The 22,078-nt window shown below is 49.9% G+C and carries 25 protein-coding genes and 4 tRNA genes; 13 read left to right on the forward strand and 16 right to left on the reverse strand.

Going from position 1 to position 22,078, the window contains the following annotated elements; genetic code table 11:
- Window positions 1-21: 21 nt before the first annotated feature.
- The 4 genes from AAB391_02790 (at window position 22) to AAB391_02805 (ending at window position 2,904) form a co-directional block, all read left to right on the forward strand.
- Window positions 22-570 carry an inorganic diphosphatase gene (locus AAB391_02790; GenBank protein ID MEK7645220.1) on the forward strand — a complete coding sequence of 183 codons (549 nt, stop codon included), beginning with the start codon at window positions 22-24 and terminating at the stop codon, window positions 568-570.
- A gap of 147 nt (window positions 571-717) precedes the next feature.
- Window positions 718-1,350, forward strand: a complete 633-nt coding sequence (locus AAB391_02795) for a hypothetical protein (GenBank protein ID MEK7645221.1) — start codon at window positions 718-720, stop codon at window positions 1,348-1,350.
- A 54-nt stretch (window positions 1,351-1,404) separates the two neighbouring features.
- The gene (locus tag AAB391_02800) at window positions 1,405-2,481 is read left to right on the forward strand and encodes a trigger factor (GenBank protein MEK7645222.1); all 1,077 of its coding nucleotides are present in this window, start codon (window positions 1,405-1,407) and stop codon (window positions 2,479-2,481) included.
- A gap of 27 nt (window positions 2,482-2,508) precedes the next feature.
- Window positions 2,509-2,904: a hypothetical protein gene (locus AAB391_02805; GenBank protein MEK7645223.1), complete on the forward strand. Its 396-nt coding sequence runs from the start codon at window positions 2,509-2,511 to the stop codon at window positions 2,902-2,904.
- 27 nt (window positions 2,905-2,931) lie between these two features.
- On the opposite strand, the gene AAB391_02810 is transcribed toward AAB391_02805, so the two are convergent.
- Complete coding sequence (locus AAB391_02810) at window positions 2,932-3,690, reverse strand: RsmE family RNA methyltransferase (protein MEK7645224.1); 759 nt, start codon at window positions 3,688-3,690, stop codon at window positions 2,932-2,934.
- 100 nt (window positions 3,691-3,790) lie between these two features.
- Here AAB391_02810 and clpP point away from each other — a divergent pair, with 100 nt between their 5' ends.
- The gene (clpP, locus tag AAB391_02815; protein ID MEK7645225.1) at window positions 3,791-4,372 is read left to right on the forward strand and encodes an ATP-dependent Clp endopeptidase proteolytic subunit ClpP; all 582 of its coding nucleotides are present in this window, start codon (window positions 3,791-3,793) and stop codon (window positions 4,370-4,372) included.
- Window positions 4,373-4,555: 183 nt separating this feature from the next.
- The gene (gene rny, locus AAB391_02820; GenBank protein ID MEK7645226.1) at window positions 4,556-6,085 is read left to right on the forward strand and encodes a ribonuclease Y; all 1,530 of its coding nucleotides are present in this window, start codon (window positions 4,556-4,558) and stop codon (window positions 6,083-6,085) included.
- 33 nt (window positions 6,086-6,118) lie between these two features.
- On the opposite strand, the gene AAB391_02825 is transcribed toward rny, so the two are convergent.
- Window positions 6,119-7,156, reverse strand: a complete 1,038-nt coding sequence (locus tag AAB391_02825; GenBank protein ID MEK7645227.1) for a DUF4325 domain-containing protein — start codon at window positions 7,154-7,156, stop codon at window positions 6,119-6,121.
- Window positions 7,157-7,467: 311 nt separating this feature from the next.
- Here AAB391_02825 and AAB391_02830 point away from each other — a divergent pair, with 311 nt between their 5' ends.
- A complete protein-coding gene (locus AAB391_02830) occupies window positions 7,468-7,740 on the forward strand; it encodes an HU family DNA-binding protein (GenBank protein MEK7645228.1) in 273 nt (90 codons plus the stop codon).
- A 165-nt stretch (window positions 7,741-7,905) separates the two neighbouring features.
- On the opposite strand, the gene AAB391_02835 is transcribed toward AAB391_02830, so the two are convergent.
- From AAB391_02835 to AAB391_02845, 3 genes are all read right to left on the reverse strand, one after another.
- Window positions 7,906-8,130: a hypothetical protein gene (locus tag AAB391_02835; GenBank protein ID MEK7645229.1), complete on the reverse strand. Its 225-nt coding sequence runs from the start codon at window positions 8,128-8,130 to the stop codon at window positions 7,906-7,908.
- Window positions 8,131-8,133: 3 nt separating this feature from the next.
- A complete protein-coding gene (locus AAB391_02840) occupies window positions 8,134-8,682 on the reverse strand; it encodes a hypothetical protein (protein ID MEK7645230.1) in 549 nt (182 codons plus the stop codon).
- A 467-nt stretch (window positions 8,683-9,149) separates the two neighbouring features.
- Complete coding sequence (locus tag AAB391_02845) at window positions 9,150-9,497, reverse strand: hypothetical protein (GenBank protein MEK7645231.1); 348 nt, start codon at window positions 9,495-9,497, stop codon at window positions 9,150-9,152.
- Between the two features lie 225 nt (window positions 9,498-9,722).
- Here AAB391_02845 and AAB391_02850 point away from each other — a divergent pair, with 225 nt between their 5' ends.
- A complete protein-coding gene (locus AAB391_02850) occupies window positions 9,723-10,487 on the forward strand; it encodes a helix-turn-helix domain-containing protein (protein MEK7645232.1) in 765 nt (254 codons plus the stop codon).
- Here AAB391_02850 and AAB391_02855 read toward each other — a convergent pair.
- Window positions 10,484-11,710: an MFS transporter gene (locus tag AAB391_02855; protein ID MEK7645233.1), complete on the reverse strand. Its 1,227-nt coding sequence runs from the start codon at window positions 11,708-11,710 to the stop codon at window positions 10,484-10,486. The two genes, AAB391_02850 and AAB391_02855, sit on opposite strands and share 4 nt — an antisense overlap.
- 51 nt (window positions 11,711-11,761) lie before the next feature.
- Window positions 11,762-11,835: transfer RNA gene (locus tag AAB391_02860), tRNA-Gly, on the reverse strand.
- 92 nt (window positions 11,836-11,927) lie between these two features.
- On the opposite strand from AAB391_02860, the gene AAB391_02865 reads away from it, so the two are divergent.
- Window positions 11,928-13,226, forward strand: a complete 1,299-nt coding sequence (locus AAB391_02865) for a serine protease (protein MEK7645234.1) — start codon at window positions 11,928-11,930, stop codon at window positions 13,224-13,226.
- Between the two features lie 36 nt (window positions 13,227-13,262).
- Here AAB391_02865 and AAB391_02870 read toward each other — a convergent pair whose 3' ends face one another.
- From AAB391_02870 to AAB391_02895, 6 genes are all read right to left on the reverse strand, one after another.
- Complete coding sequence (locus tag AAB391_02870; protein ID MEK7645235.1) at window positions 13,263-13,580, reverse strand: RNHCP domain-containing protein; 318 nt, start codon at window positions 13,578-13,580, stop codon at window positions 13,263-13,265.
- 53 nt (window positions 13,581-13,633) lie between these two features.
- Complete coding sequence (locus AAB391_02875) at window positions 13,634-14,560, reverse strand: A/G-specific adenine glycosylase (GenBank protein MEK7645236.1); 927 nt, start codon at window positions 14,558-14,560, stop codon at window positions 13,634-13,636.
- Window positions 14,561-14,579: 19 nt separating this feature from the next.
- Window positions 14,580-14,652, reverse strand: a tRNA-Pro gene (locus tag AAB391_02880).
- 105 nt (window positions 14,653-14,757) lie between these two features.
- A complete protein-coding gene (locus AAB391_02885; protein MEK7645237.1) occupies window positions 14,758-15,192 on the reverse strand; it encodes a YraN family protein in 435 nt (144 codons plus the stop codon).
- A 344-nt stretch (window positions 15,193-15,536) separates the two neighbouring features.
- Window positions 15,537-15,607, reverse strand: a tRNA-Gly gene (locus AAB391_02890).
- A gap of 99 nt (window positions 15,608-15,706) precedes the next feature.
- Window positions 15,707-15,778, reverse strand: a tRNA-Arg gene (locus AAB391_02895).
- Between the two features lie 82 nt (window positions 15,779-15,860).
- On the opposite strand from AAB391_02895, the gene AAB391_02900 reads away from it, so the two are divergent.
- Window positions 15,861-17,333: an HD domain-containing protein gene (locus tag AAB391_02900; protein ID MEK7645238.1), complete on the forward strand. Its 1,473-nt coding sequence runs from the start codon at window positions 15,861-15,863 to the stop codon at window positions 17,331-17,333.
- Window positions 17,334-18,003: 670 nt separating this feature from the next.
- On the opposite strand, the gene AAB391_02905 is transcribed toward AAB391_02900, so the two are convergent.
- A complete protein-coding gene (locus AAB391_02905) occupies window positions 18,004-18,798 on the reverse strand; it encodes an exodeoxyribonuclease III (GenBank protein MEK7645239.1) in 795 nt (264 codons plus the stop codon).
- A gap of 85 nt (window positions 18,799-18,883) precedes the next feature.
- Between AAB391_02905 and AAB391_02910 the strand changes: the two genes are divergently transcribed.
- Window positions 18,884-19,165, forward strand: coding sequence for a hypothetical protein (locus AAB391_02910; protein ID MEK7645240.1), 282 nt, complete (start codon window positions 18,884-18,886; stop codon window positions 19,163-19,165).
- Between the two features lie 36 nt (window positions 19,166-19,201).
- On the opposite strand, the gene AAB391_02915 is transcribed toward AAB391_02910, so the two are convergent.
- Window positions 19,202-19,678 (reverse strand): hypothetical protein, encoded by a 477-nt coding sequence (locus AAB391_02915; GenBank protein ID MEK7645241.1) that lies wholly within the window; start codon window positions 19,676-19,678, stop codon window positions 19,202-19,204.
- A 67-nt stretch (window positions 19,679-19,745) separates the two neighbouring features.
- On the reverse strand, window positions 19,746-20,738 hold the full coding sequence (locus AAB391_02920; GenBank protein ID MEK7645242.1) for a tyrosine-type recombinase/integrase: 993 nt from the start codon (window positions 20,736-20,738) through the stop codon (window positions 19,746-19,748).
- 182 nt (window positions 20,739-20,920) lie between these two features.
- Here AAB391_02920 and AAB391_02925 point away from each other — a divergent pair, with 182 nt between their 5' ends.
- Together AAB391_02925 and AAB391_02930 are read left to right on the forward strand one after the other, a co-directional pair.
- The gene (locus tag AAB391_02925) at window positions 20,921-21,340 is read left to right on the forward strand and encodes a hypothetical protein (GenBank protein ID MEK7645243.1); all 420 of its coding nucleotides are present in this window, start codon (window positions 20,921-20,923) and stop codon (window positions 21,338-21,340) included.
- A gap of 183 nt (window positions 21,341-21,523) precedes the next feature.
- Window positions 21,524-22,000 (forward strand): hypothetical protein, encoded by a 477-nt coding sequence (locus AAB391_02930; GenBank protein MEK7645244.1) that lies wholly within the window; start codon window positions 21,524-21,526, stop codon window positions 21,998-22,000.
- The last annotated feature ends 78 nt before the right edge of the window (window positions 22,001-22,078 follow it).

Genomic DNA, 22,078 nt, shown 5'->3' on the forward strand with positions numbered 1-22,078 from the left:
AAAAACAATAATCACAAACCCATGAGCATGAATTTGTGGCATGACATCGAGCCGGGCAGCGTCGAGTCGATCAACACGATCGTCGAGATCAACCGCGGTTCGAAAAATAAATATGAGATCGACAAAGCGACTGGCCTCATCGCCCTCGACCGCGTCTCTCACACTGCGCAGGACTTTCCTTTCGACTATGGCTTCGTCCCTCGCACCCTGTGGGAAGACGGCGACGCGCTCGACGTGATCGTCCTCACGACCCACCCTCTGTTCCCCGGCCTTTTGGTCCGAGTGCGGCCGGTAGCAGTGATGGAAATGATCGATGGCGGCGACTCAGACGCGAAACTCATCGCTGTCCCGGTAGACGACCCACGCTGGGCCAATGTGAAGGATCTGAAGGATGTGAACCCTCACACCCTCAAAGAGATCGAGCATTTCTACTCGACCTACAAGCAGCTCCAGAAGAAAGAGGTGAAAGTCCTCGGTTTCAAGGGCCGAAGCGACGCGGAGAAGGCGTTTGCGCGAGGTATTGAGATCTACAACGCCAAGTTTGGGACCCCGAAGGCCAAGAAAGCTTAAAAGGGTGCTTAGGCGTGTCGGAGGTGGATAAGTCGGTTTGAAGCGAAAATGGCCCTGTTGATGGCTTTTTTCGTGCTTTTTGGCCGCTAAAACCCTCCAAAAGCTCGATTTTCTGCCCGAAATATGCTATAGTATCTACCTACCCATATGAACACAAAACCAACAACAACTGCCGCCAAAGTAGTTTCTGCCGGGATTGCGCTCACCCTTCTCCTTTCGGCTACCACTGCTTTTGCGCAGAGCACCTCAGCATCTGCTACTACGGCCCAAAATCAGCCTTTTTCCAACAAATTAGCTCTTTTTGAGGGATTTTCCTCTTGGTTCAGCCAGCTCAAAAGGAACATGTCACCGGCTCCAGCCCCTACCCCAAGCGTCTTCATTGCCCCTGCAGCAACAGACCCAGACGAAGATCCTCTCAAAAACATTCGCCACGGCCAGAACATCCTCAACCGACTCCAAGACAAACACGACGATTTGAAGACGGTAGCAGACCAACTCAGCAAGCAGGTGGACGATTTTACCGCGCGAGGCTTTGACACTTCGAAGGTAAAGGTGTTTACTGACCTCGCCCAGGACAAATTGGCAGTGGCCGGGTACGATATCAAGATCGCCGCATCAGCTATGGTGACGATCGCGGAAGACGAACAGTCAACCAACGAAGACATTCGTATCACCCTGAAGGCCGCAGACGAAAGCGTCCGCACTGCCAGCCAAACAGTGGCGACAGCGAAGACCAAGGTTCGCGACTTTTCTTTGAAGGTTCGCAAGGAGGCGCGGTAAGCAGCGCAGCGTCGAGCAGTGCCGATTCAATTTAATTCATTTTTTCTTTTTTCAATGAGCAACACCACCCACACCCATGGCCACAGCCACGGGGAGCATCCGCGACATTACTCGAACATCAAGACCAAGAAGATTGCTGGGTCTCAAGTAGAGATCACCGGAGAGATCAGTGCCGCGGAGATGAAGCGCGCTTTTAAAGAATCGTTGAAGGCGTTTTCTGAACAGGCTTCTGTACCCGGCTTTCGAAAAGGTCATGTTCCTGAGGATGTCATTTTGAATAAAATGGGCGAGATGGCCGTGCTCGAGCATGCTGCCGAGGGTGTGTTGTCGCATGAATACATGCATATTGTCGTCGACCACAAAATCGAAGCGATCAGCCGCCCACAGATCGAGCTCACCAAGATCGCGAAGGATGCGCCGCTGGAATTTAAGATCACGGTTGCTGTCTTCCCCGAGGTGAAGATGCCAGACTACAAGAAGATCGCAAAGACCGAGATGAAAAAGGAGGAGAAGATCGAGATCACCGACAAGGAATTCGACGGCGCGATCGACGAGATCCACAAGACATACGGAAAGAAGGAGGGTGCAGAAGGGGACGCGAAAGACGCTGCTCTCGCCCCGCTCGATAACGCACTCGTGCAGACTCTCGGCGATTTCAAAGACCTCGCTGATTTCAAGAAAAAAGTGAAGGAAAATATGCTCAAGGAGAAGGAGTATCGAGCAAAGGAAAAGAAGCGTCTCCAAATCGGCGAAAATATCGTCGCAGAAATGAAGGCGGAGCTGCCGGAAGTGCTCGTCTCAAGCGAGCTCGCAAAGATGTGGGGCGAATTTGAACACAACATCTCCCGCATGGGTCTGAAGATCGAGGATTATTTGAAACATATCAAAAAGACTCGCGAGGAACTCAACAAAGAGTGGCGAAAGGACGCGGAGAAGCGCGTGAGCCTGCAGATCGCCCTCAACCGCATCGTCAGTGAAGAAAAGCTCTTGCCAAGCGACGCCGAAGTGACTACGGAAGTTGAAAAGATTCTCGCCGAACACAAAGATGCCGACGCCGAACGCGCTCGCGCCTACGTGGAAATGGTCCTGGGCAACGAAAAGGCGTTTCGCTTTTTGGAGGAGCAGAAGTAACTATACTTTTTGTTGTATAATGACGACATGAAACGAACTACTTACTACATCTTGTCTGGCATTCTTTTGGGTGTCGCGACGGATTTTCCTTTAGGATTATTATTTATGTCGTGCGGACTAGGAGGCGGTTGCCCAAATGTAGTCAATCTGGCCACCTTGATAATGCTATGGCTATCGCCAATAATAGGTGGTGTTATTGGGTTTTTTATCGCTCATAGAAATCCACAAGGTACCCCGTCCTCAGATATGGAACAGAAAATAGGTGAGGGTGTTATCGCTGAGCATGACAGAAAACCAAAGAAGGTGTTATTTTTTTCCAGCCTGCCCGTTATCATTATTCTAGCTTGGTATGTATTTGGCACGATACTATCTATCATCATTTTTCTAGCTTGGTATCTGTTTGTCATGCGAAAAACTAAATAGCTAGCCGCTACCGAGAGCACTTTGCACCTACCCCATCACCACTAACGCTGCCGCCACGATTGCTGCTGTCTCTGTGCGCAGCACCTGCGAGCCGACGGTCACAATCTGCGCACCTTTCTCGCGAAACAACCCGAGCTCTCGATCGGTCCAGCCGCCTTCGGGACCAACAAGAATACCGAGGCCTCCACGCTTCCCTGCTTTTGCCGCTTGGCCGAAAAGCTCGCCTCGCAACTCCACTGACCACTGCTTACCCGTGAGATGAAAAGCGACAAATTCTGTATCGGCGCTGTATTTTTCAAACAATTCATCAATCGGACAGATCGCCGCAAGCGTCGGCACCGTAGTGCGCTCCGATTGCTCGGAAGCCTCGACAAGAATCTTCTGGCAGCGCTCTTCGTTGATCGCCAGCTTCTCCGAACGGTCCGACAGCACGGGCACAAAACCGCTCACACCGATCTCGGTCCCCTTTTCAAGCACATATTCGAATTTATCTTTTTTTGGAAGCGATTGAAAGAGGGTCACGGGCATCTGGCGTGCCGCTTCTTTGACTTTCTGTGGCTCGTGTTTCTCGAGCACGCGGAACACCCCCTCGGTTTTCTCAAGAGAAACGATTTCTGCCGTGTATTGAAAGCCAGTATTGTCGAGCAGCATCACCGAATCACCCGCATGCAGGCGAAAGACGCGCTTGAGCTGGTGAACGAGAGCCTCGTCGTGTAGGTGTACCTCGCGGCGGTCGCCGATCGGCTCATTCAGCAACTTGTGGATGAAAAAACGCTGGAGTTTCATGGGTGTTGGATGTTTCGTGTTTAGTGTATGGCAAAGCGCGTGAAAAAGAAAGCGCCGCCCGAAAGTTGCGAAATATCCCCGTTTTCATTATAGTAGGCACATGTTAATCCCAACCGTTATCGAAAAGTCGCAGTTTGGCGAGCGAGCGTATGATATCTATTCGCGCCTGCTTCGTGATCGCATCATCTTCCTCGGCGGCCCAGTGGACGACCACATGGCCAACATCATCATCGCCCAACTCCTTTTCCTCGAATCTGAGGATGCCAAGAAGGATATTTTTCTCTACGTAAACTCTCCGGGCGGCTCTGTGTCGGCCGGCCTCGCGATCATCGACACGATGCGACACATCAAGCCGGACATCTCGACTGTCGGCGTCGGCATCGCGGCTTCTATGGGCGCAATGATCCTCTCTTGCGGCAAAAAAGGCAAGCGTATGATCCTGCCAAACGCCGAAGTGATGATCCATCAGCCATCGGGCGGCACCGAGGGTATGGCTTCGGACATCGAGATTTCCGCGAAGCATATTTTGAAGACCCGAGAGAACCTCAACAAAATGCTTTCCAAAAACACTGGCCAGTCTTTGGCTCAGATCGAAAAGGATGTCGATCGCGATTTCTTTATGTCAGCCGAGGAAGCAAAAAAGTACGGCATCGTCGACAAAGTCTTGCCAGCGAAAGAATAGTGTTATACTATGACCTCGTTCCCTTTTAATTGTTAATTCGCTTCCTTCGGACAGCCGACACGATAGACACGACCGACTTCCCGCTCTCCAGACACGCTTCGCACACCCATTTCCTGAACCCCACCATTCGATAAAAGTCACCTCACCTCCATCGCAGACACTGTTCGGAAAAGCCGCTAAAATATGTCATTAAAACTCGCCGCCCTGGCCGCTAGCATGGCCAGCTTGATCAGTATTGCGCTTGGATACTATCTCCGAGTGCTCATTTCACTTGGCAAAAAGGGCTCTGTGGAGCTCCAGCTCAAGCAGCTCCACCTCGAAGCTGAGGAAAAGTCGCAGAAAGTACTTGGCGATGCCGAAGCCAAGGCTGCCGACATTCTTCGAGACGTCCGCGCTTCATCGAAAGAGAAGGAGGAGTCCCTCAAAAAGACCGAGGAGCGTCTCAACAAGAAGGAAGACTTGCTAGACCGCCGACAGGGCGACCTCGACAAGGAAGTCGAGTCGATCAAGCAAAAAATTGTTGAAGTTCGCACTATGAAGGACAAAGTGGAGGTGATGGAGAAGCAAAAACTCTCGGAATTGGAGAAAATCGCGAAATTGAGTAGCGAAGATGCGCGAAATCAGATCATTTCGAGTGTGGAGAAGGCCAATGAAGATGACTTGATGAGCCGCATGCGCAAGCTTGAGCAATTTGGCGAAGAAAAGCTCGAGGACAAGGCCAAGGAGATCCTCGGCGCCTGTATCCAGCGACTCGCCGGTGCTGTACCAGTCGACATGATGTCCACCACCGTCACCATCCCATCCGACGAGGTGAAGGGCAAGATCATCGGCAAAGAAGGCCGCAATATCAAGGCTTTTGAGCGAATCACTGGTGTGGAACTCATTGTGGATGATGCCCCAGGAGCGATCATCGTCTCGTCTTTCGACCCAGTGCGCCGCCAAGTGGCCAAAATCGCCCTCGAACGCCTCGTGGCCGACGGCCGTATTCAGCCGGCAAAGATCGAAAAGGAGGTGGAGCAGGTGCAGAGCGAATTGAACAAGATTATTAAGGATAAGGGCGTGGAAGCGGCTCAGGAGGTGGGCGTGATCAATATCGACCCTCGAGTGCTCCAGATATTGGGCCGTTTGCACTTCCGCACCAGCTACGGACAGAATGTGCTGGCCCACTCGGTGGAAATGGCACATGTCGCCGGCATGATCGCTGAGGAAATCGGCGCTAATGTGGCTGTAGCCAAGGCTGGTGCCCTCCTCCATGACATCGGCAAGGCCCTCGACCACGAGGTGGAAGGCACCCACGTGGAGATTGGCCGCCGAATTTTGCAGAAATTCGGCGTGAGCGAGCAGATCGTAAAGGCAATGGAGGCGCATCACGAGGAATATCCGTATGAAACCGTGGAATCGCGCATTGTGCAGACGGCAGACGCTATTTCCGGCGGCCGACCAGGCGCGCGACGTGACAGTATCGAGAATTATTTGAAGCGATTGGGCGATTTGGAGGCGATTGCGACGTCATTTAAGGGCGTGGAGAAGGCGTACGCCCTCCAGGCGGGCCGAGAAATAAGGGTTTTTGTGACTCCAGCCGATATCAACGACCTCGAAGCCAAGCGGATCGCCCGCGAGATCGCTTTGCGCATCGAAAAAGAGCTTCGCTACCCTGGCGAGATCAAAATTACCGTGATTCGTGAGACGAGAGTGATCGAAGTGGCGCGCTAGGGCTAAAAAGCAACACCCTCGGTTCTGTCTACTCTACCTATCGACTCTGTCGATCATGAATTTCACGTTCTCGTTCATGTCGACGGGAATAATTGAGATCTCTGGATGCTTTTTTCGGAACACTCGGAAGATTTCGTCCGCAAATGCCTGGCCGATTGTCTCCACCTTTGTGAAGTCAAGAGTAATCGAACGGAAATTATCCAGGCCGACAAGTATCCTTCTGGCTTGTGACCTTGAGATATAGATCCCCTCTCTCGTGTACAGCTTTACCTTTACATCAGTCTTGTCGAATCCAAAATCACTACTCTCCCCCATATCCGAATACTTCTTGAACACATCGATAGTTTCTTTTTTTGAATCTAGCGAAACAGAGAAGCTTACCCTTGTCCCACTTTTACTTCTCTTGGGCTTTTTTAGGAAAATATCGTCGATCTTGTTGTTTACGATGAGCTGTTGAGAAAAACTCTCTAAATTAAAAATGTCTCCCATTTTCGAAGTAAAGAAAATGCCTTGCCCAGAATGATTTTCCGGAGCTGTCGTGGTTTTTCCCTTCAAAATATCCTGAATTGCCTCCAACTCAGAGTTTAGCTTCTTTACTTTCATGACATTACGAAAAACTCCTACGCCAGCGTCGGAAATAACAAATCGAAGCTCTCCATCCGCAACGGAAACCATCACCTCGATTGAATCAGTCTGCGAGTGCTCAATGGCATTGTTCATCATTTCCAAGAAACCGTAGCGCAATATCTGCAAAATATTCTTTGGCAGGGTTTTTATCCTCGGAAGTTTTTGCTCGATCTCATCCAAGACCGAACCCTCCTCTAGGTCTTTATTTTTATAGACTTTCTTAAAAAAAGTCGGGTACACCTCGGAATGATCCTGAGCATACTCCGTCAAGATATAGGACGCCTTCTTCGTAGATCCAATTTTAACCAAAACACCCTGCTTCAATAAGTCTTTAACCAACAGAAAGGCAGTTTGCCTCGAAACAGCCAACAGCGTAGCGATATCAGCCGTTTTAAACTGTTTTTTATCCCTGATATGGCTTAAAATAAGGTTTTTATTTGACATAATTTGATTACATATCAATTGTAAACCCACTACAATTAATTGTCAAGTGATTGTAAACTTCCCAAATATAATTGTAAAGTAATTGTAAAAACTAGTAAACTGGCCTCTTGGCAAGGATATGGCCGCCCAGGATTTGACATGCTAATGCTTTTTCGTTGTAAACATCTGCGGGTTGCGTAAAAAATGGCCTACTATATAATTATCTTAGGTTAAACCAATTCCTTGTGAAAGCGAGTTGGAAAATAAGTTGAGAATAAAAGCAGCGACAGCAGAAGTTCGGAGAATGTTTTTTATTTGTAATTTTCATTCCTATGAATAAAGCATCAATTGTCGACGCGATTCACGCGAAGATTGGAGGCACCAAGGTCCAGGCTGAGCAAGCTATGGATGTCGTGGTGGAATCCATCGTGAACACCATGAAGGGTGGCAACGAAGTATCTATCGCAGGCATCGGCATATTCTCAGTGAAGGCGCGAGCAGCGCGAGACGCACGAAACCCTCGAACCGGCGAGACTATCAAGGTCCCGGCGATGAAGGTTCCAAAGTTCCGAGCCGCAAAGGCGCTGAAGGACGCGGTGAGATAATCCGCCTCAGCCCAAGTCGTCGGTACCCTCCACAAGTACAGACATCTCTTCTCGAGAAGCAAAAACCGCCCAAGGGCGGTTTTTGCTTTGCTATAAAATTTGAAGCATTAAAAAAAGCGCTGGTGAGGCGCTCGGTTGAGTATTTTACTAGCCTCCACTAGTTGACTAAAACCACCTCGATTCACTTGAGGCAATAGCCCCGTCAGGAATGTCTAGGATCTCCCTGATCCACCGGACCTGCTGGGATCCAACACCTCGACAGGCTTTAATTTCTGCAAAGGTCACCTTGCCTTCGAGAATGAGCCGCCGGAGAGCTTGGAGTTTCTTCTCCCCCGGCTTCATATCTGCTGCGTGCACTTCCAAGATTTTCTCGACGATATTAGGGTTCATGAATCACAGGTAGAGGATGGCGTGTTTGCAGCCGAGCAAATCCCCGCAAGGAATAATCTTTTCCCCAACGAGAAAGTTTTTGAGCCCGCGTTCCCGCATGAACTCAATAACCTCCCGGCCAGGCAGACTCCCCATGAGAAACGGGGTGTTTGCAGGAATGACCCTGCCGCCAAATTGCACGACCCCACCATACTGCCAGCGGCGAGCCTTGATCCTGCAGCTCTCTTGACCCGGCATCCAGCCATACACCCCGGCACAGTGTGCGAGGTTTTTAGCTTCAGAAGATACCTTCTTCAGAGCAGTGCGTTTCTCGAGCACCTCTTTGGCAACCACTCGATTGATTCCTGCCCTAGCCACGAGAGCATAGGCCTGGCTCTTCCCGAAGCCGACGAGGTTCATCACACCAGCAATGCCGCTAGAACGGTAAACCCGCTCGAGTTCGCCACTATGGATGAAGTGGTCGTGACTGCTCGAGCTACGCACACCCTCATCGAAACGAGCACGACCACGAGGTGTCGAAACCGAGCCGCTCCAACATGCGAGAGTTTTCATTGTGTATCTTTCTACCGGTTATTCCGGCTTGTCAAAAAGCATTCTGTTTCATCCTTCACCCGATCGCCACACAGCATTCGAGGGACTCATCAGTCGAGATTTAATCTCGAGACAGAGACCTGGACGACACGGAGAAGTGGATAAGAAGATTTTAACAGTACCGTCCACGGTACCACCCCCTATGCGAAGCAATTAGGTAATCTTTTGCTTATCTTTTTCTCCGTGTCATACCAGGGATACGACCAAGGTCCGTAGAGATATCAACCTCCACAAGACGATTCTTTTGGGTTTGGGAGCCCTTGTTACGAAACAAGAATCAAACGGGTTGTTTTCAGATACAACCAAACTCAAATCCAAAGCATTCTGTTTCGTCGTTTCCGACTCATCAGGCGAAGCACACACTTCGCAACAGACCCAGTCACTCACTGGGCAGAGGGAAGTTTTTAATGGTCTTCCAACCTCACGATTCACACCGTGACCGAGAACAGCGCAAAGCTGAACTTCGCACCGTCAATTTCGGCCTGGGTATATTCGTGGCGACCTTCGAGCCGCGGCAAGCCACTCACCGCAAGGACGATCAGATCATCACCACCTTCGAGTGAGACAGTCGGTGCCTTGGCGGGAATTTCCACCTTCAACCCGAACCGTGACTCCATCACCGCGATTGTGGCCGTGTGGGACGGATTGAGGCAGGACACCACACCCGCCGCGAGCATCCCACGGACCTGCTCCAGCGTAAGCTGACGCTTACAGATGTTACAGAAGTCCGGGAACATGCTCGGGGCGATTCCGAAACCGAAATACGTTTTGCTCATAACTGGATGGTTTTCTGGGGTGTATGGTTTTGGCACACCTACCTAAGCCGTTTCAAAGACTGACAGTAAGGTCACTTGCCCTGCTGTCCTGTTTGTAATCATAGCACAGTAAATCTGTTTGTCAATCAAAATGCGGTAAATACCCTTAGAAAATCACCTATTTGTAAGGATATTCTAAAGTAGGCTTGATTTTATAGCTAAATATGTTACGATAGTGTGACAAACATGATATCAAAAAATATACTATCAGATGCTGGTCTTACAAATGAACAGTCTGTCGTTTATCTCTACCTTCTGGAAACCGGTTTTTCAACCGCCAAACATCTGGCTCAAAAGGCGGGAATCGGGCGGGCATTGACCTATAAAGTCCTCAAACAACTCGTTGACCTAAATTTAGTAGAGAAACGAGATGATATTGGCAAGATATCGAAGTTCTTCCCAAAGCACCCCAAGGTGATAAAGGAGCTACTTCACAGCAAAAAGGCCGAGCTAGATCGAGCTTCGGACACTTTGGGTCAGGTTTTTGGTGAATTGACCTCTGACTTCAACCTTCTGCTAGGGAAACCGAATGTTCAGTTCTTTGAGGGTCATGACGGCATCAAAAAAGTGTACGCTGATATTCTCGAGACAAATAAAGACATCAGCGTGATCAGTTCTGCTTCAGACAAGGGAGAGACGCTGCATTTGATCCGCGAGCAGATCAAAAAACAGGTGGCTCAAAACATCCGAACACGAGCCATCACCCCCATTGGTCATGAACATGAGCTATCCCACTCCCCAGAAGATGACGCGAAGCTCCTCGTGGAACGCAAAAAGGTCTCGGCAGAAAAATTAAATATCCCTGCGCAGATCATCATGTATGAAAACAAAGTAGCCATAACAAACTTCAAGGAGGAGTTTATCACGGTAGTCATCGAGAGTGCCTACATATATCAGACGATGCAAACTCTATTTGACTACGTATGGAATCATACGGCGGAGAAGAGCTAGGAGGTTTTAATCTTTCTTAATATCACAAGGCCGATGACGATAAGAACCATGAGAGAAAGCATTCCTGTTTGATAGCCGCGCGCGCCTTCGCCCATAGTGATGAGAGCGATGCTCCACACTGCAGGACCGACGAAAGTCGCAAAACGTTCAGCGACCACATAGTAACTAAAAGAAGACGCCACAAGATGCGTCGGCGCAAGCTCCCCCACCAAGGCGCGACTGATGCCCCACACTGGTCCATACAATATTCCGGCAAACAAAAAGACTGGGATCAGAGCCTTGAAACTCGTGATGAGGGCCATTGCTAAGAAAATAAAACACCAAATGACGAGGATCCATTTCAATACCTTGAGCTTTCCTTTCTTGTCAGCGATCCTGCCGAAGACAACTGCACCAATAGCAGCGAGAATGAGGATACTTGCTGTGAGGAGAGATTTTGTCGTGTCGCTAGCGCCATGAACCATTTCCAGATATAGAGGAAAATTATTGGCAAAGGTCAGCATCGCATCACTGAAGAGGAAGTAAGCGAGCAGAAGGAACATAAGCGGCTTGTAGCTGAACACCTCCTTGCACAAGGAGAGGATACTTGGTTGTGGTCTAGCCTGATCCGTGGCTGGAGATACTTGAGAAGTCTCTTTTTCCTCTCGATACAGAAACAACATCGGCAGTGCAAGCAAGCCGAAGAGGATAGTCGCCGGAAACAGCGCCTGAGCACGGCCAGGGTCACCAAAGAGCGTCAGACCGTTCACGAAAGGAAGGGTTACGAGCACTCCGACCACTAGACCAATCGAGTTGGCTCCCTGGCCGATACCAGATACCTGCGAACGGTTCCCTTCATTCGAAAGGTCATTTAGCATCGGTGTGAAGTAGGAAAAGCAGACCATGTAGGCATAGTTCGCGAGTGTATACAAGACGGTGGCTAGAAGTTCTCGACCATCGGTGAGCATCGTTAGCAAAGAAACAACGATGAAGCCTGCAAAAGAAAGTGCTGTCCACCATCGAAGGCCCTTTATTTTAACCTTGGTCGCATCAATCGCCCTGCTGATGACCGGTGCTGTGAGAATAAAAAGCCCTGAAGAAAGCGCGAGGGATAAGTTGTACCACCACGCAGGTTTCCCTTGATCAATCACGAGCCATTGCGAGAAATAGAAGAGGAACGCCATCAAGACGATGGAATTTGCGAAATCGTAGAGAGACCAGAGAAAAATGCGTTTCTTGTCCATACATCAATATTAGCGCACATACTAGACTTTGGAAACATCTACTGCTGTGAGTGGTGCGGGATGGGGGAATCGAACTCCCGACAACAGTTTGGAAAACTGTAGTTTTACCACTAAACTAATCCCGCATATACTGCGTGCTTTCTAAACGAATCGCGAACCGACCCTGATACTAGCAAAAAAAGAGGCGCATGAAAAGGAGGTAGGATATAATGTCCCAATGGAAGCTTTTATCGATCAGGCGGCCAAAGTGATCATGTCTCTCGTCTTCGGTGTGGTTACATTTGTCCAAACGACGTTACCGATGGCAACCAGCACTCATCCCCCCTACCAACCAAAGACGCCGGCTGCGGTGGTGAAGGAAATGGAGAAGGCGACCACGACGACCGTCGTGAAAGCCGACACTGTTGTCGAAATTGTCGAGATCGCCGAACCTGTCGCGACATCGACAGAAACCATCGTCCCAAAAACTCACGAGACTGTCGTTGTTCCTGCGCCCACAGCTCCAAAACCTGCGGCGAAACCTGCAACACCGCCGAAGCCGACACCAGTAGTAACGCCTGCAGTCGTAGCGACTCCACCAAAAAACACCGCTCTCACCGATTCGGCAATAACCGCCCTCGCCACCACTTCGCTGAAAGCTGGCCCACTCACCTTCGACGACATCAACACCCTCACCCGCGAGGCGCTCGTAAATATTCTCTGCTACACGCAAACGAGCGGACCGATCAGTCCGATCACCGGCTCCGGTGTCATCATCGACCCGCGCGGTGTGATCCTCACCAACGCGCACATTGCGCAGTATTTTTTACTGAAAGATTATGGAATGAAAGACTACGTCTCTTGCAATATCCGCACCGGCAATCCGGCAGTGCCGAAATACAAAGCCACCCTTTTGTACATTTCGCCGCGCTGGGTGAAAAACAATTCTGACAACATCAAGCGGCAGGAGGCCAAGGGCACCGGCGAGGACGATTTTGCTTTCCTCATCATCGACCGAGGTCTCAATGCCGAGCAGAAACTTCCCTCCTCCTTCCCCTACCTCCCCATTGATAGCATCGAACATGACTACGCCAACGAGTCGGTACTAGTGGCCGGATACGGAGCGGGCTTTTTGGGCGGTGAAGAAATCCAGCGCAACTTATACGGCATCTCTGCGATCGCGACAGTGAAGGAGATGCTCAGCTACAGCGGCAGCACCCTCGACTATCTCAATATCAACGGCAATGCCGTGGCGCAACGCGGCTCTTCCGGTGGCGCGGTGGTAGACAGCAAGGGCGCGCTGGTGGGAGTGATCAGCACTGTGTCTTCTGGCACGCAGACAGACACGCGCGAGCTTGGCAGCATCGGCCTTTCGCACATCAATGACAGTTTGTTGAAACAATCCGGCTCGGACATCCCATCATTTTTGAATACCAACCTCACAGAAAAAGCCGCGCAATTCAACTCGCTCATCGCACCGACACTGGTTAACGTCCTGTTAAAATCAATTGGCAGCGACACACCGGCGAGGTACTAGCAAAAGCCCGCGAAGTGTAGGACGAAATCGTGCCGGCTATTTTTTCTGCGAGTCCACAAATTGCTTTTGAATCCGGAGAATTTCGTCAAAAGAATCGTTCGAAGAGGTGCGATTGCGGCGCTCGGTGCCGCAGCGAGTACAGACATGATAGAGGACGTACTCGCTTTTTTGCGTTTCAATGCGTGCTGGCTTCATCATGCCGAGACACGGATTCGCCCGATCGCCAGGCTGAATATCGACGTGCTTCGCCCAAAGACATGCTGGGCAGTGATTGGTGTAGCCATTCCCTTTCACTGCCGCGCCACAATGTTCACAGGTGAAGTCTTCGATCTTTCGGATAAAGATTTTTGCCATACAGCGAGCATACGCTAGTCAGACTTTTTTCTCAACTTTTTTGCCACTTCGCTCTATTTTTTCGCCAAGGAAACGGTCGCGCCGAGAATATGCAGGAAGCCTTCTTGTGCGAGCGTTGTGATATTTGTATCAATGTCTCTTTGAGTGACCTTGAGAGTCTTCGGGGATTTTGGTGTCAAGATATTTTTTCGCACACCATTCAAAAGGACTTTCTTTGTGCAACCATTCACATATTCGGGCCTGGCAAGGACAGCCAAGATCGCTCCTCTCACCTGCCGATTCGAACCGACAAATGCTGATTGTCTTTTATACCCCTTGCCCTGGCGATTGGGATTCTCTACAACACCCTTCAACATAGAGCCGTAGTCCATAAGGGCGTAATACCATTCTCGCGGGCCACTTCGAGAAGTATTTTGCACCCGTCCCCTATCCGACTCTGGTAACATCCTCTCTACCAAAGCGAGAATGTCCATATCAGACACTTTCGTTTGACCTTTAAAAAAGCGGTGGATGAAGACTCGTCGAATATTTGTCTCGATAAAAGACACGCGAACATTCCAAGCGAAGGCGGAAATCGAACAAGCTGTGGCATAGCCGATGTGCGGCAGTGCATCAAGCTCTTCCACTGAAAGTTTCGGTAGGGTGTAGTGCCATTTCTCCCCGGCTAGTGCCGCAATCTTTTTCAGCGCGAGCGCACGACGATTGTAGCCGAGACCCCGCCAAACAGCGATCACCTCTGCGACTGAAGCCCTGTCGAGCGTCTCGAATGTCGGAAACTTCTCGATAAACTCTTGATACTTCCCCACCACCCAGCTCGCCTGCGTCTGCTGAAGCATCAGCTCGGAAACGAGAATTTTGTATGGATCTCCGTAATGTTCCGGACGACGCCATGGAAAATCCCGCTTGTTTCGAGCGTAATACTGCCAAATCTCCTTCTGGAATTGCTGAATCTGCTTCTGCGATATGCTTTTTGGTCGCACTGGTCGCATTTGTTATCTGTCGGGGCGCAGGGATTCGAACCCTGAGTCGCCTGTTCCCAAAACAGGAATGTTAGCCGTTACACCACGCCCCGATATTTCTTTTTTACTGCCGAGCTTCACCATACTAGCACAGGAGTCTAGCAACTTCAATGGAATTGCGTGAATTCGGGACGCAGCCACGCATACTAAGAACAAATCTACAGTACTGGGATAAAAGAAACCCTCGCGAGCCGTGTTTCGCTATTTAGCAGCACAGAGATCACTCCTAGTCGCCAAGGTGTTTCTTGTGAAACACCCTTCTGGTCCAGGTATATGGTGATTGTCCTATAGAGCTTCGCCAACTTTCTTCGATCCACCTGTTCTTCTGGGCGAAATCCTCCAGAACCAAGTTCATTACCCCACTCAGCACAAGGAAAGGATCCCACGGATAAAGTCTTCACTTCAAAGAACCAGAGGGTGCCGGTGGATGTTTCATGTGCAACAATGTCAATTTCCCCACACTTTTGACGAAAGTTAGCCTCAAAACGACTAAAACCACGTTTCACAAGGAACATTTTGGCGATTTTCTCACCTAATTGCCCTGTTTCTGAGGTATTTTTCTTTTTTTGTGGTATTTGCATATTTGGTTTCACGTGAAACGTTTTCATTTTTACTCTCGGACATGCTCTTAAGCTCTGTAATTATCCTTTATACTAGCCATATTTCTGAGAAATTAAGCATAAAAATGTGTGCCTTATCGGACTTTTATAGCCATATTTTGACCTCAAAAAGACTGTCCTTTATACACACTGTGCACATAGTTATCCACAGTTACGTCAATAGGGGCAGATTGAATACCCTTTGTTTTGATTGGACATTTTTGAGGAACAGACTCGGAATTCGCCGACGATCTACTACCTACCCACCGGCCTTCCATCAGCCATCTAAGGGACATTTCCTACACCACCCTGTAGTCTTTACTAAGTCTTTTGCTTTGTGCGGTCAGAGAGAATCGAACTCTCATCTCAACCTTGGCAAGGTCGTGTTCTACCACTAAACCATGACCGCAGTGCGACTATTTTACCTCACTTGCAGAAAAATTCAACAAGTCCGTGTGCGTCGAGCACATATCTCCTGCAAAAGGGGACATGGTCGACGCGCTACAGGTGCACCCATCAGGACTCGAACCTGAACTAACGGTTCCGAAGACCGTTGTGATATCCGTTTCACTATAGGTGCAAACAAATGCATCATACTCTAAAATTAGCTAAAACACAAAAGCTGTACTAAAATATAGCGACGAACAATCCTCTCAAGTAACATGAAAAAAGCGTCATTCTCAATACCAAAAGAAGTTTCACGTGTCACCGAAACGCTAGAAAAGGCTAATTTAAAGGCTTTTTTGGTGGGTGGTTGCGTGCGTGACCTGCTCAGCGGAAAAAAACCGAAAGATTGGGATGTGACCACAGACGCGACTCCGGAGCAGATCATTGCGCTTTTCCCTGACACTTTCTACGAAAATACCTATGGCACCGTGGGGGTAGTGAACAAAGAAGAGGGGATTGATGAGACTCTCAAGGTAATCGAAGTGACACCGTTCCGCCTCGAAGCCGACTACTCCGATGGTCGCCGCCCAGACCACGTCACCTTCAGCAAAAATATCAAAGACGACCTCAAGCGCCGCGATTTCACCTTCAACGCTATCGCGCTCAGCTCGAAAGGGGAGATTGTGGATCTTTTTAAAGGACAGGACGATCTCAAAGCTCGCACCATTCGCGCTGTGGGCAACGCAGACGAACGTTTCAAGGAGGATGCACTCCGCATCCTGCGAGCAGTGCGAATTGCGACTGAGCACGATTTTAGCATCGTAAAGGACACGGAGAATGCGATCCGTGCTGATGTCCATATGCTGAAGAATATCTCCCAGGAGCGTATCCGCGACGAATTCAATCGTATTTTGATGTCTTCGGAACCGATGAAGGGTCTCGTAATGGCTCAAAGCTTGGGTATTTTGAAATATATCGCTTCGGAACTTGAGCTTGCCATCGGCGTAGAGCAGAATCAGGCACACGCCTATACCGTCTGGGAACATCTCTTGCGATCCATGCAGCACGCTGCCGACAAGAAATGGCCGCTGGAAATCCGTATCGCGGCTCTATTCCATGATATTTCTAAACCGGAGACGCGCCGCAAAGGCCCAAAAGGGGAGTGGACTTTCTATGGCCACGAGGTGGTTGGTTCACGTGTAACCAAGAAAATCCTTGAACGACTCAAGTATTCCAACGATATCATCGAAAAAGTCACCAAATTGGTACGCTGGCACATGTTTTTCAGTGACACCGAGCAGATCAGCCTGTCTGCAGTGCGTCGTATGGTGAATAACGTTGGTCAGGAAGACATCTGGAACCTCATGAACGTCCGTATTTGCGACCGTATCGGCACTGGGCGACCAAAAGAGAACCCGTATCGACTGCGGAAGTATCACGCCATGATCGAAGAAGCCTTGCGCGATCCGATTTCTGTCGGGATGCTGAAGATAAATGGCGGCATTCTCATAAAAGAGCTCGATTTAGCGCCCGGACCGAAGATTGGCTTCATCTTGCATGCCCTACTCGAGGAAGTACTCGAAGATCCGAAGCTGAACACTGCAGAATATTTAAAAGAAAAGGCCCAAAAGCTCGCTCTTTTGCCTGAAGCCGACCTACAAAAGCTTGGTGCCGCTGGAAAAGATTCAAAAATGAAGGCGGACGAAGAGCTTGTAGCTGAAATACGCAAGAAACACTGGGTGGAATAGGGAATTCAACCAACAAAAAACCGCCACAGCGAGAGTACTGCGAGCGGTTCGAAGACCGCTACGAACAATGGGTAGGACGACGAGTGAAGTTGATCTGCTGCGAAAGTGATTGCCTTCTTGGGTTAAAATAGTCCGTAAAGGACTTAAAAGGTTTGTGAAGGAATACTTTTACTACATTGACGACTCCAAAATGTCCACCGGAAAGTTCCGTTTGGCCTTCTAGATTACGAGCGTTGTTACTCGTGTGATTGTAGAAGAGCAGTTGCCAGTTGTGGGTAAGATTCGGACCTTGGTTCCCAATCTATTTTGTCCCGATCAATTTCTGGCCTGGAGTGATTGTATGTCCTTTATAAAATGCTGTAAAGGACATGGTGTGGATAACTTACTTGTGATGTCCTTTATCAGGCGTACAATTACTATCAGTCGGTCAATCCTGGAGGACAATTATGGCGAAAAGATCTGTAAATGTGAGGAAGCCAGCGAGAAGATTGCTGTGCATCCCTCGGAGTCCACTATGGGCAAGCGCTCTGCGAGTCGGTTCTCTCGAACCGTCGCGCGCACCCATTCATTGCAGGGACTAGAAACCCCTGCCCAGACGAAACGAAAGCGGCGCCCCATGGACGCCGCTTTGTTTTTGTAAAAACTATTTTATTTTCTTTTTGCGAAACACCTACTCCACTTCCACCATCACTGGGCAATGATCCGAGCCCATCACTTCTGGGAGGATCGCAGCAGACTTCAGGCGCGGCAATAGAGCAGGGGAGATGAGTACGTAGTCAATACGCCAACCGACATTTCTCTCGCGGGCGTTGGCAAAATGAGACCACCAGGTGTAGAAGCCGTTGCCTTTGTGGAAGACGCGGAAGGTATCAATGAGACCAGCGTCGATGAAAGCCTGGAAGCCGGCCCGCTCTTCATCAGTGAAGCCTTTCAAGCCGACATTCTCCTTTGGTCGCGCCAAATCTTCTGGAGTGTGGGCGACATTGAGATCGCCGCAGAAGATCACGGGCTTTTTCTTCTCGAGCTGCTTGCAATATGCGAGAAAAGCGGGGTCCCACTGCTTGTGGCGCAAAGGAACGCGGCTCAGATCGTCCTTGGCGTTCGGCGTATAAACTGTGACGACATAAAAATCGGGGTATTCGGCAGCAATGACGCGGCCCTCAGTGAGCGGGTCGCCATACTCATCAGCGCAAAGCCCGTGCTTCTTCACGATCGCTTCAGGCAGGCCGTTCAAAACAGCGAGCGGCTTCTCTTTGGTGAAGATCGCCGTGCCAGAGTAGCCTTTTTTCTCAGCGGAGTTCCAATATTCGCTATATTCGGCCAGGTCCACCTCCGACTGGCTCTCCTGAGCCTTGGTTTCTTGCAAACACAAAATATCCGGCTGATATTTTTCGACAAACGGCACAAACAAGCCCTTTTTGTGCACCGCGCGGATACCGTTCACATTCCAAGAGATGATTTTCATGGGGCAAATGATAGCATGAAACACTCGCACAAGGTTTTCACTATGCCTCATTGCGCCAATGTTCGATATTTGTCATAATTCTCACATGAACACACATGAATCAGTCGGCGACCAACCAAAATCAGCGCTTCAAGAAAAGCTCTCTGACTTGCCAAAAACTACCGCGGCCCTAGACGAAATATTCAACAGCGGCAAGATTGAAGGTTCTTTCGAGAACTTCGTGGCAAAAGTTTCCACTCCGGAAGATGTGAAATTGACGATGCAAATCGTCGAAAAATACCTCAATGCCTGCGAAGATAGCGATGTGCGGATAAAAAATGCAGCAATCGCAGAAGTCGGGGCATTGATGGATCGTCTGTATAGCTAGTCCGGAGCCGAGAGAAAGTCGCCCTGCTCGCAGCGCCTATTTCATTCGCTCCAAAGAAGCGAGTGCGGCATCCTCCTTGGTCGTATCGAGACCGAGGCGTTCGAGATTGTCTCGAAAATCCTGGAGCTTCGCGATCGCGGATGCCATATTCGACTCTTCGAGTGCCCTGTCACGCTTGCGCTCCTCAGCAGCAGCCTGAGCGGCCTGCTCCTCGCGAATGGAGCGCATGTCATTGGTGATGCCCTGAATTTCAACATCATCGGCGCACGCACGGCGGAGTGCTTCATTTAACAAATCGGTAAAAGCAAGAGAATCGTCTGCAGAAATCTCAGGGTCTGCAAGAAGGTCTTGCTTGAGCGCAGTTCTTCGCTTGTCCACAGCGGCGTCGAGATAACCTTTGAGAGTCTGATATGCGCCCTCTGGGTTATCTTCAAACTTACCCGCGACCTCTGTGCGAATCGCATCGAGAGATGTCACATCGCTCTGTTCAAAACCTTTTCCTTCGGTTGCCATGATGTTCGTGGATTATGTATGTAATGTAATAACGTATCCAAAGTATAGCGCGACGGGCGACTGTCCGCTACTTCCGATTATGAAACTTCTTGTGCACCTCGCGAAGCTGCTTGTCGGTGACGTGGGTGTAGATCTGGGTGGTTCCGATATTGGCATGGCCGAGCAGCATCTGCACGGAGCGGAGGTCGGCACCGTTTTGGAGGAGGTCGGTGGCGAAGCTGTGGCGGATGACGTGAGGCGTGACCTTCTTCGATATACCAGACTTCACACCGTAATGTTTGACGATGCGTTCCACCGAGCGGGCCGTAAGGCGGGTGGTGCTGGTACTGAAATCCTTTTTGCCGGCCTTTTTATCTTTTACACTCTTTTCTTCTTTCCATTTTTTCAGACCAATTGGTCCGGCAGCTTGGACAAATAGCGCGTCGTCCATGTCGGCGCGCTTGTCGAGGTATTTTTTCACCGCCTGGCGCGCCGACTCGGACAAAAAGACGACGCGCACCTTTTCGCCCTTGCCCCGCACAGAAAATTCATCGGCCCGTAGGTCGAGATCCCGCGAGAGGGAACAGAGCTCGGACACACGGAGGCCGGTAGAGAAGAGCAACTCCATCATGGCCTTGTCCCGCAAGCCCTTCAAGTCACCTTTGTTGGCAGCCTCATCGGCGGCGTGCATCAAGCGTTTGAGTTCATCGACGCTGATTAAGTCTAGCGAGCGTTCGGCCACCTTGGCGAGCTCAATACGGTCCGGAGCCAAGGACTTCACCCCGCGACGGGCGCAGTATTTCAAAAACGAGCGTAGTGCGATCAGATAATAGTTTTGACTCTTCTTTTTCAGCGTCGTTGCCACGCGCCCGTCGCGGGTTTTCGTCGCCGCCTGCCTATTGAGCCATAGTCGATACTCACGCAGCACATCATCGGTCACACCCGCCGGATCCTTCAGCTTGCTGTATGCCAAAAAACGATCTAAATACCGCTCATAGTTGCCCACCGTCTTCAAACTACGACCCTTTTCGATCTCGGTATACTCGAGAAACTCGCGCTTGAGCTGATGGAGGTCGGACATGTAGCCATTATATCAGGGAACGGGCAGGCGTGTCGCACAATATTTCCACTTTTGCTTTAAGCCCAAAAATAATTGACTTTCTCATCTCAAATGTGTTAGTAATACCCTAATTACCCGCCTCGACGCCTCGAAAAAGGCTTCGAAAAAACAGCGGAAGAGCACATACACATCGAAGGAACCCTATGAAACTGAAAGCCACCGCTCATGCAGGCCTACCCGAAAGCCTGTTAAATGCCCTCAATGAAATCCGCCCTAAAGTGGTGAGGGGGGTCTTGGCTCCTCACCTGAAAGTCTCTCTCAAGATCGGGCCGGCAGAGTTCTTCGTTCAGCAATCCGACCTGGCTGATGCCGCTACCCACGAATTCTTTGTCCACGTTGGCCTGAGCGGGGTATCTCTCAACAACGAGCGTTCAAACAACGATTTCACTCGCGCTCTGGAAGCCTTGGTGGCCCTCTACAAGCATGAGATTGTGACTTGCAAGGATCTAGCTGGCACCGAAAAGCTGGTCCAGTTGTTCGTGGTCATCTACCTGGACGGCAAGCATCCAGTCACGGGAAGCAGTCTCATCGAGAGCAAAGCGGAATGGGTTTCCGTCGAGTAGCCCGCGGCCCGAATAGGACCATCTGGCTCAATCCGATGGCACGCAAGTGTTGTCGGATTTTTTGTTGACATATACCGACTAGAGGCGTACTGTTTTTAGTGGACTCAGCAGTGTTTATCATCTCACGATGGTCTGCCTGAGTTGTTCCTACACAGCCGCCTCAAGGCGGCAAGGAGAATACAAATGAGAATACGGAGGATTCGACCAGCGATACACAGCATTGAACTCACCGATGAAGAACGTTCGATGATGAATGAGGAAACAGTAAGTCAGTGCGAACGTTGGGGTTGGGTAGATCTCGAAGAACTCTTCAGGTGTCTGAACGATGCAAGAAGGGAGAAGAGGATGATGGAATTCGGGCATCCCCGCGCAATCTTCGAAGCATTTGGGGAGCTCAATTACCATTTCAAAGGTGAGATTCAGACAAACTGGATCCGGGAAGGAGCTTTTGGTCAAGGAGGATCTGTTCCTGACACCACAGATTCTGGTGTCATGGTTCCGGCTGGTTGGGCTAATAACGCCATCGATCTCACCGAAAAATGGATCAAGCGGGTAGACGTTAACAAAAAGGCCACTGGACTCGTTGCAACAAAGCACAATGGGGTCAAGGTCTCCATCATCAAACGTAGCGGCCACTGGACTCTCACGAAACAGGCCTGATCACACAATTTAGATTACTCATTTCCCCCAAGCCCGTCGCGAGAAATCGCCTCGGGTCTTCTTTTTAATACATTCTTG

The organism is Patescibacteria group bacterium (assembly GCA_038065315.1).
Taxonomy (GTDB): Bacteria; Patescibacteriota; Minisyncoccia; order Phycocordibacterales; family JBBTRF01; genus JBBTRF01.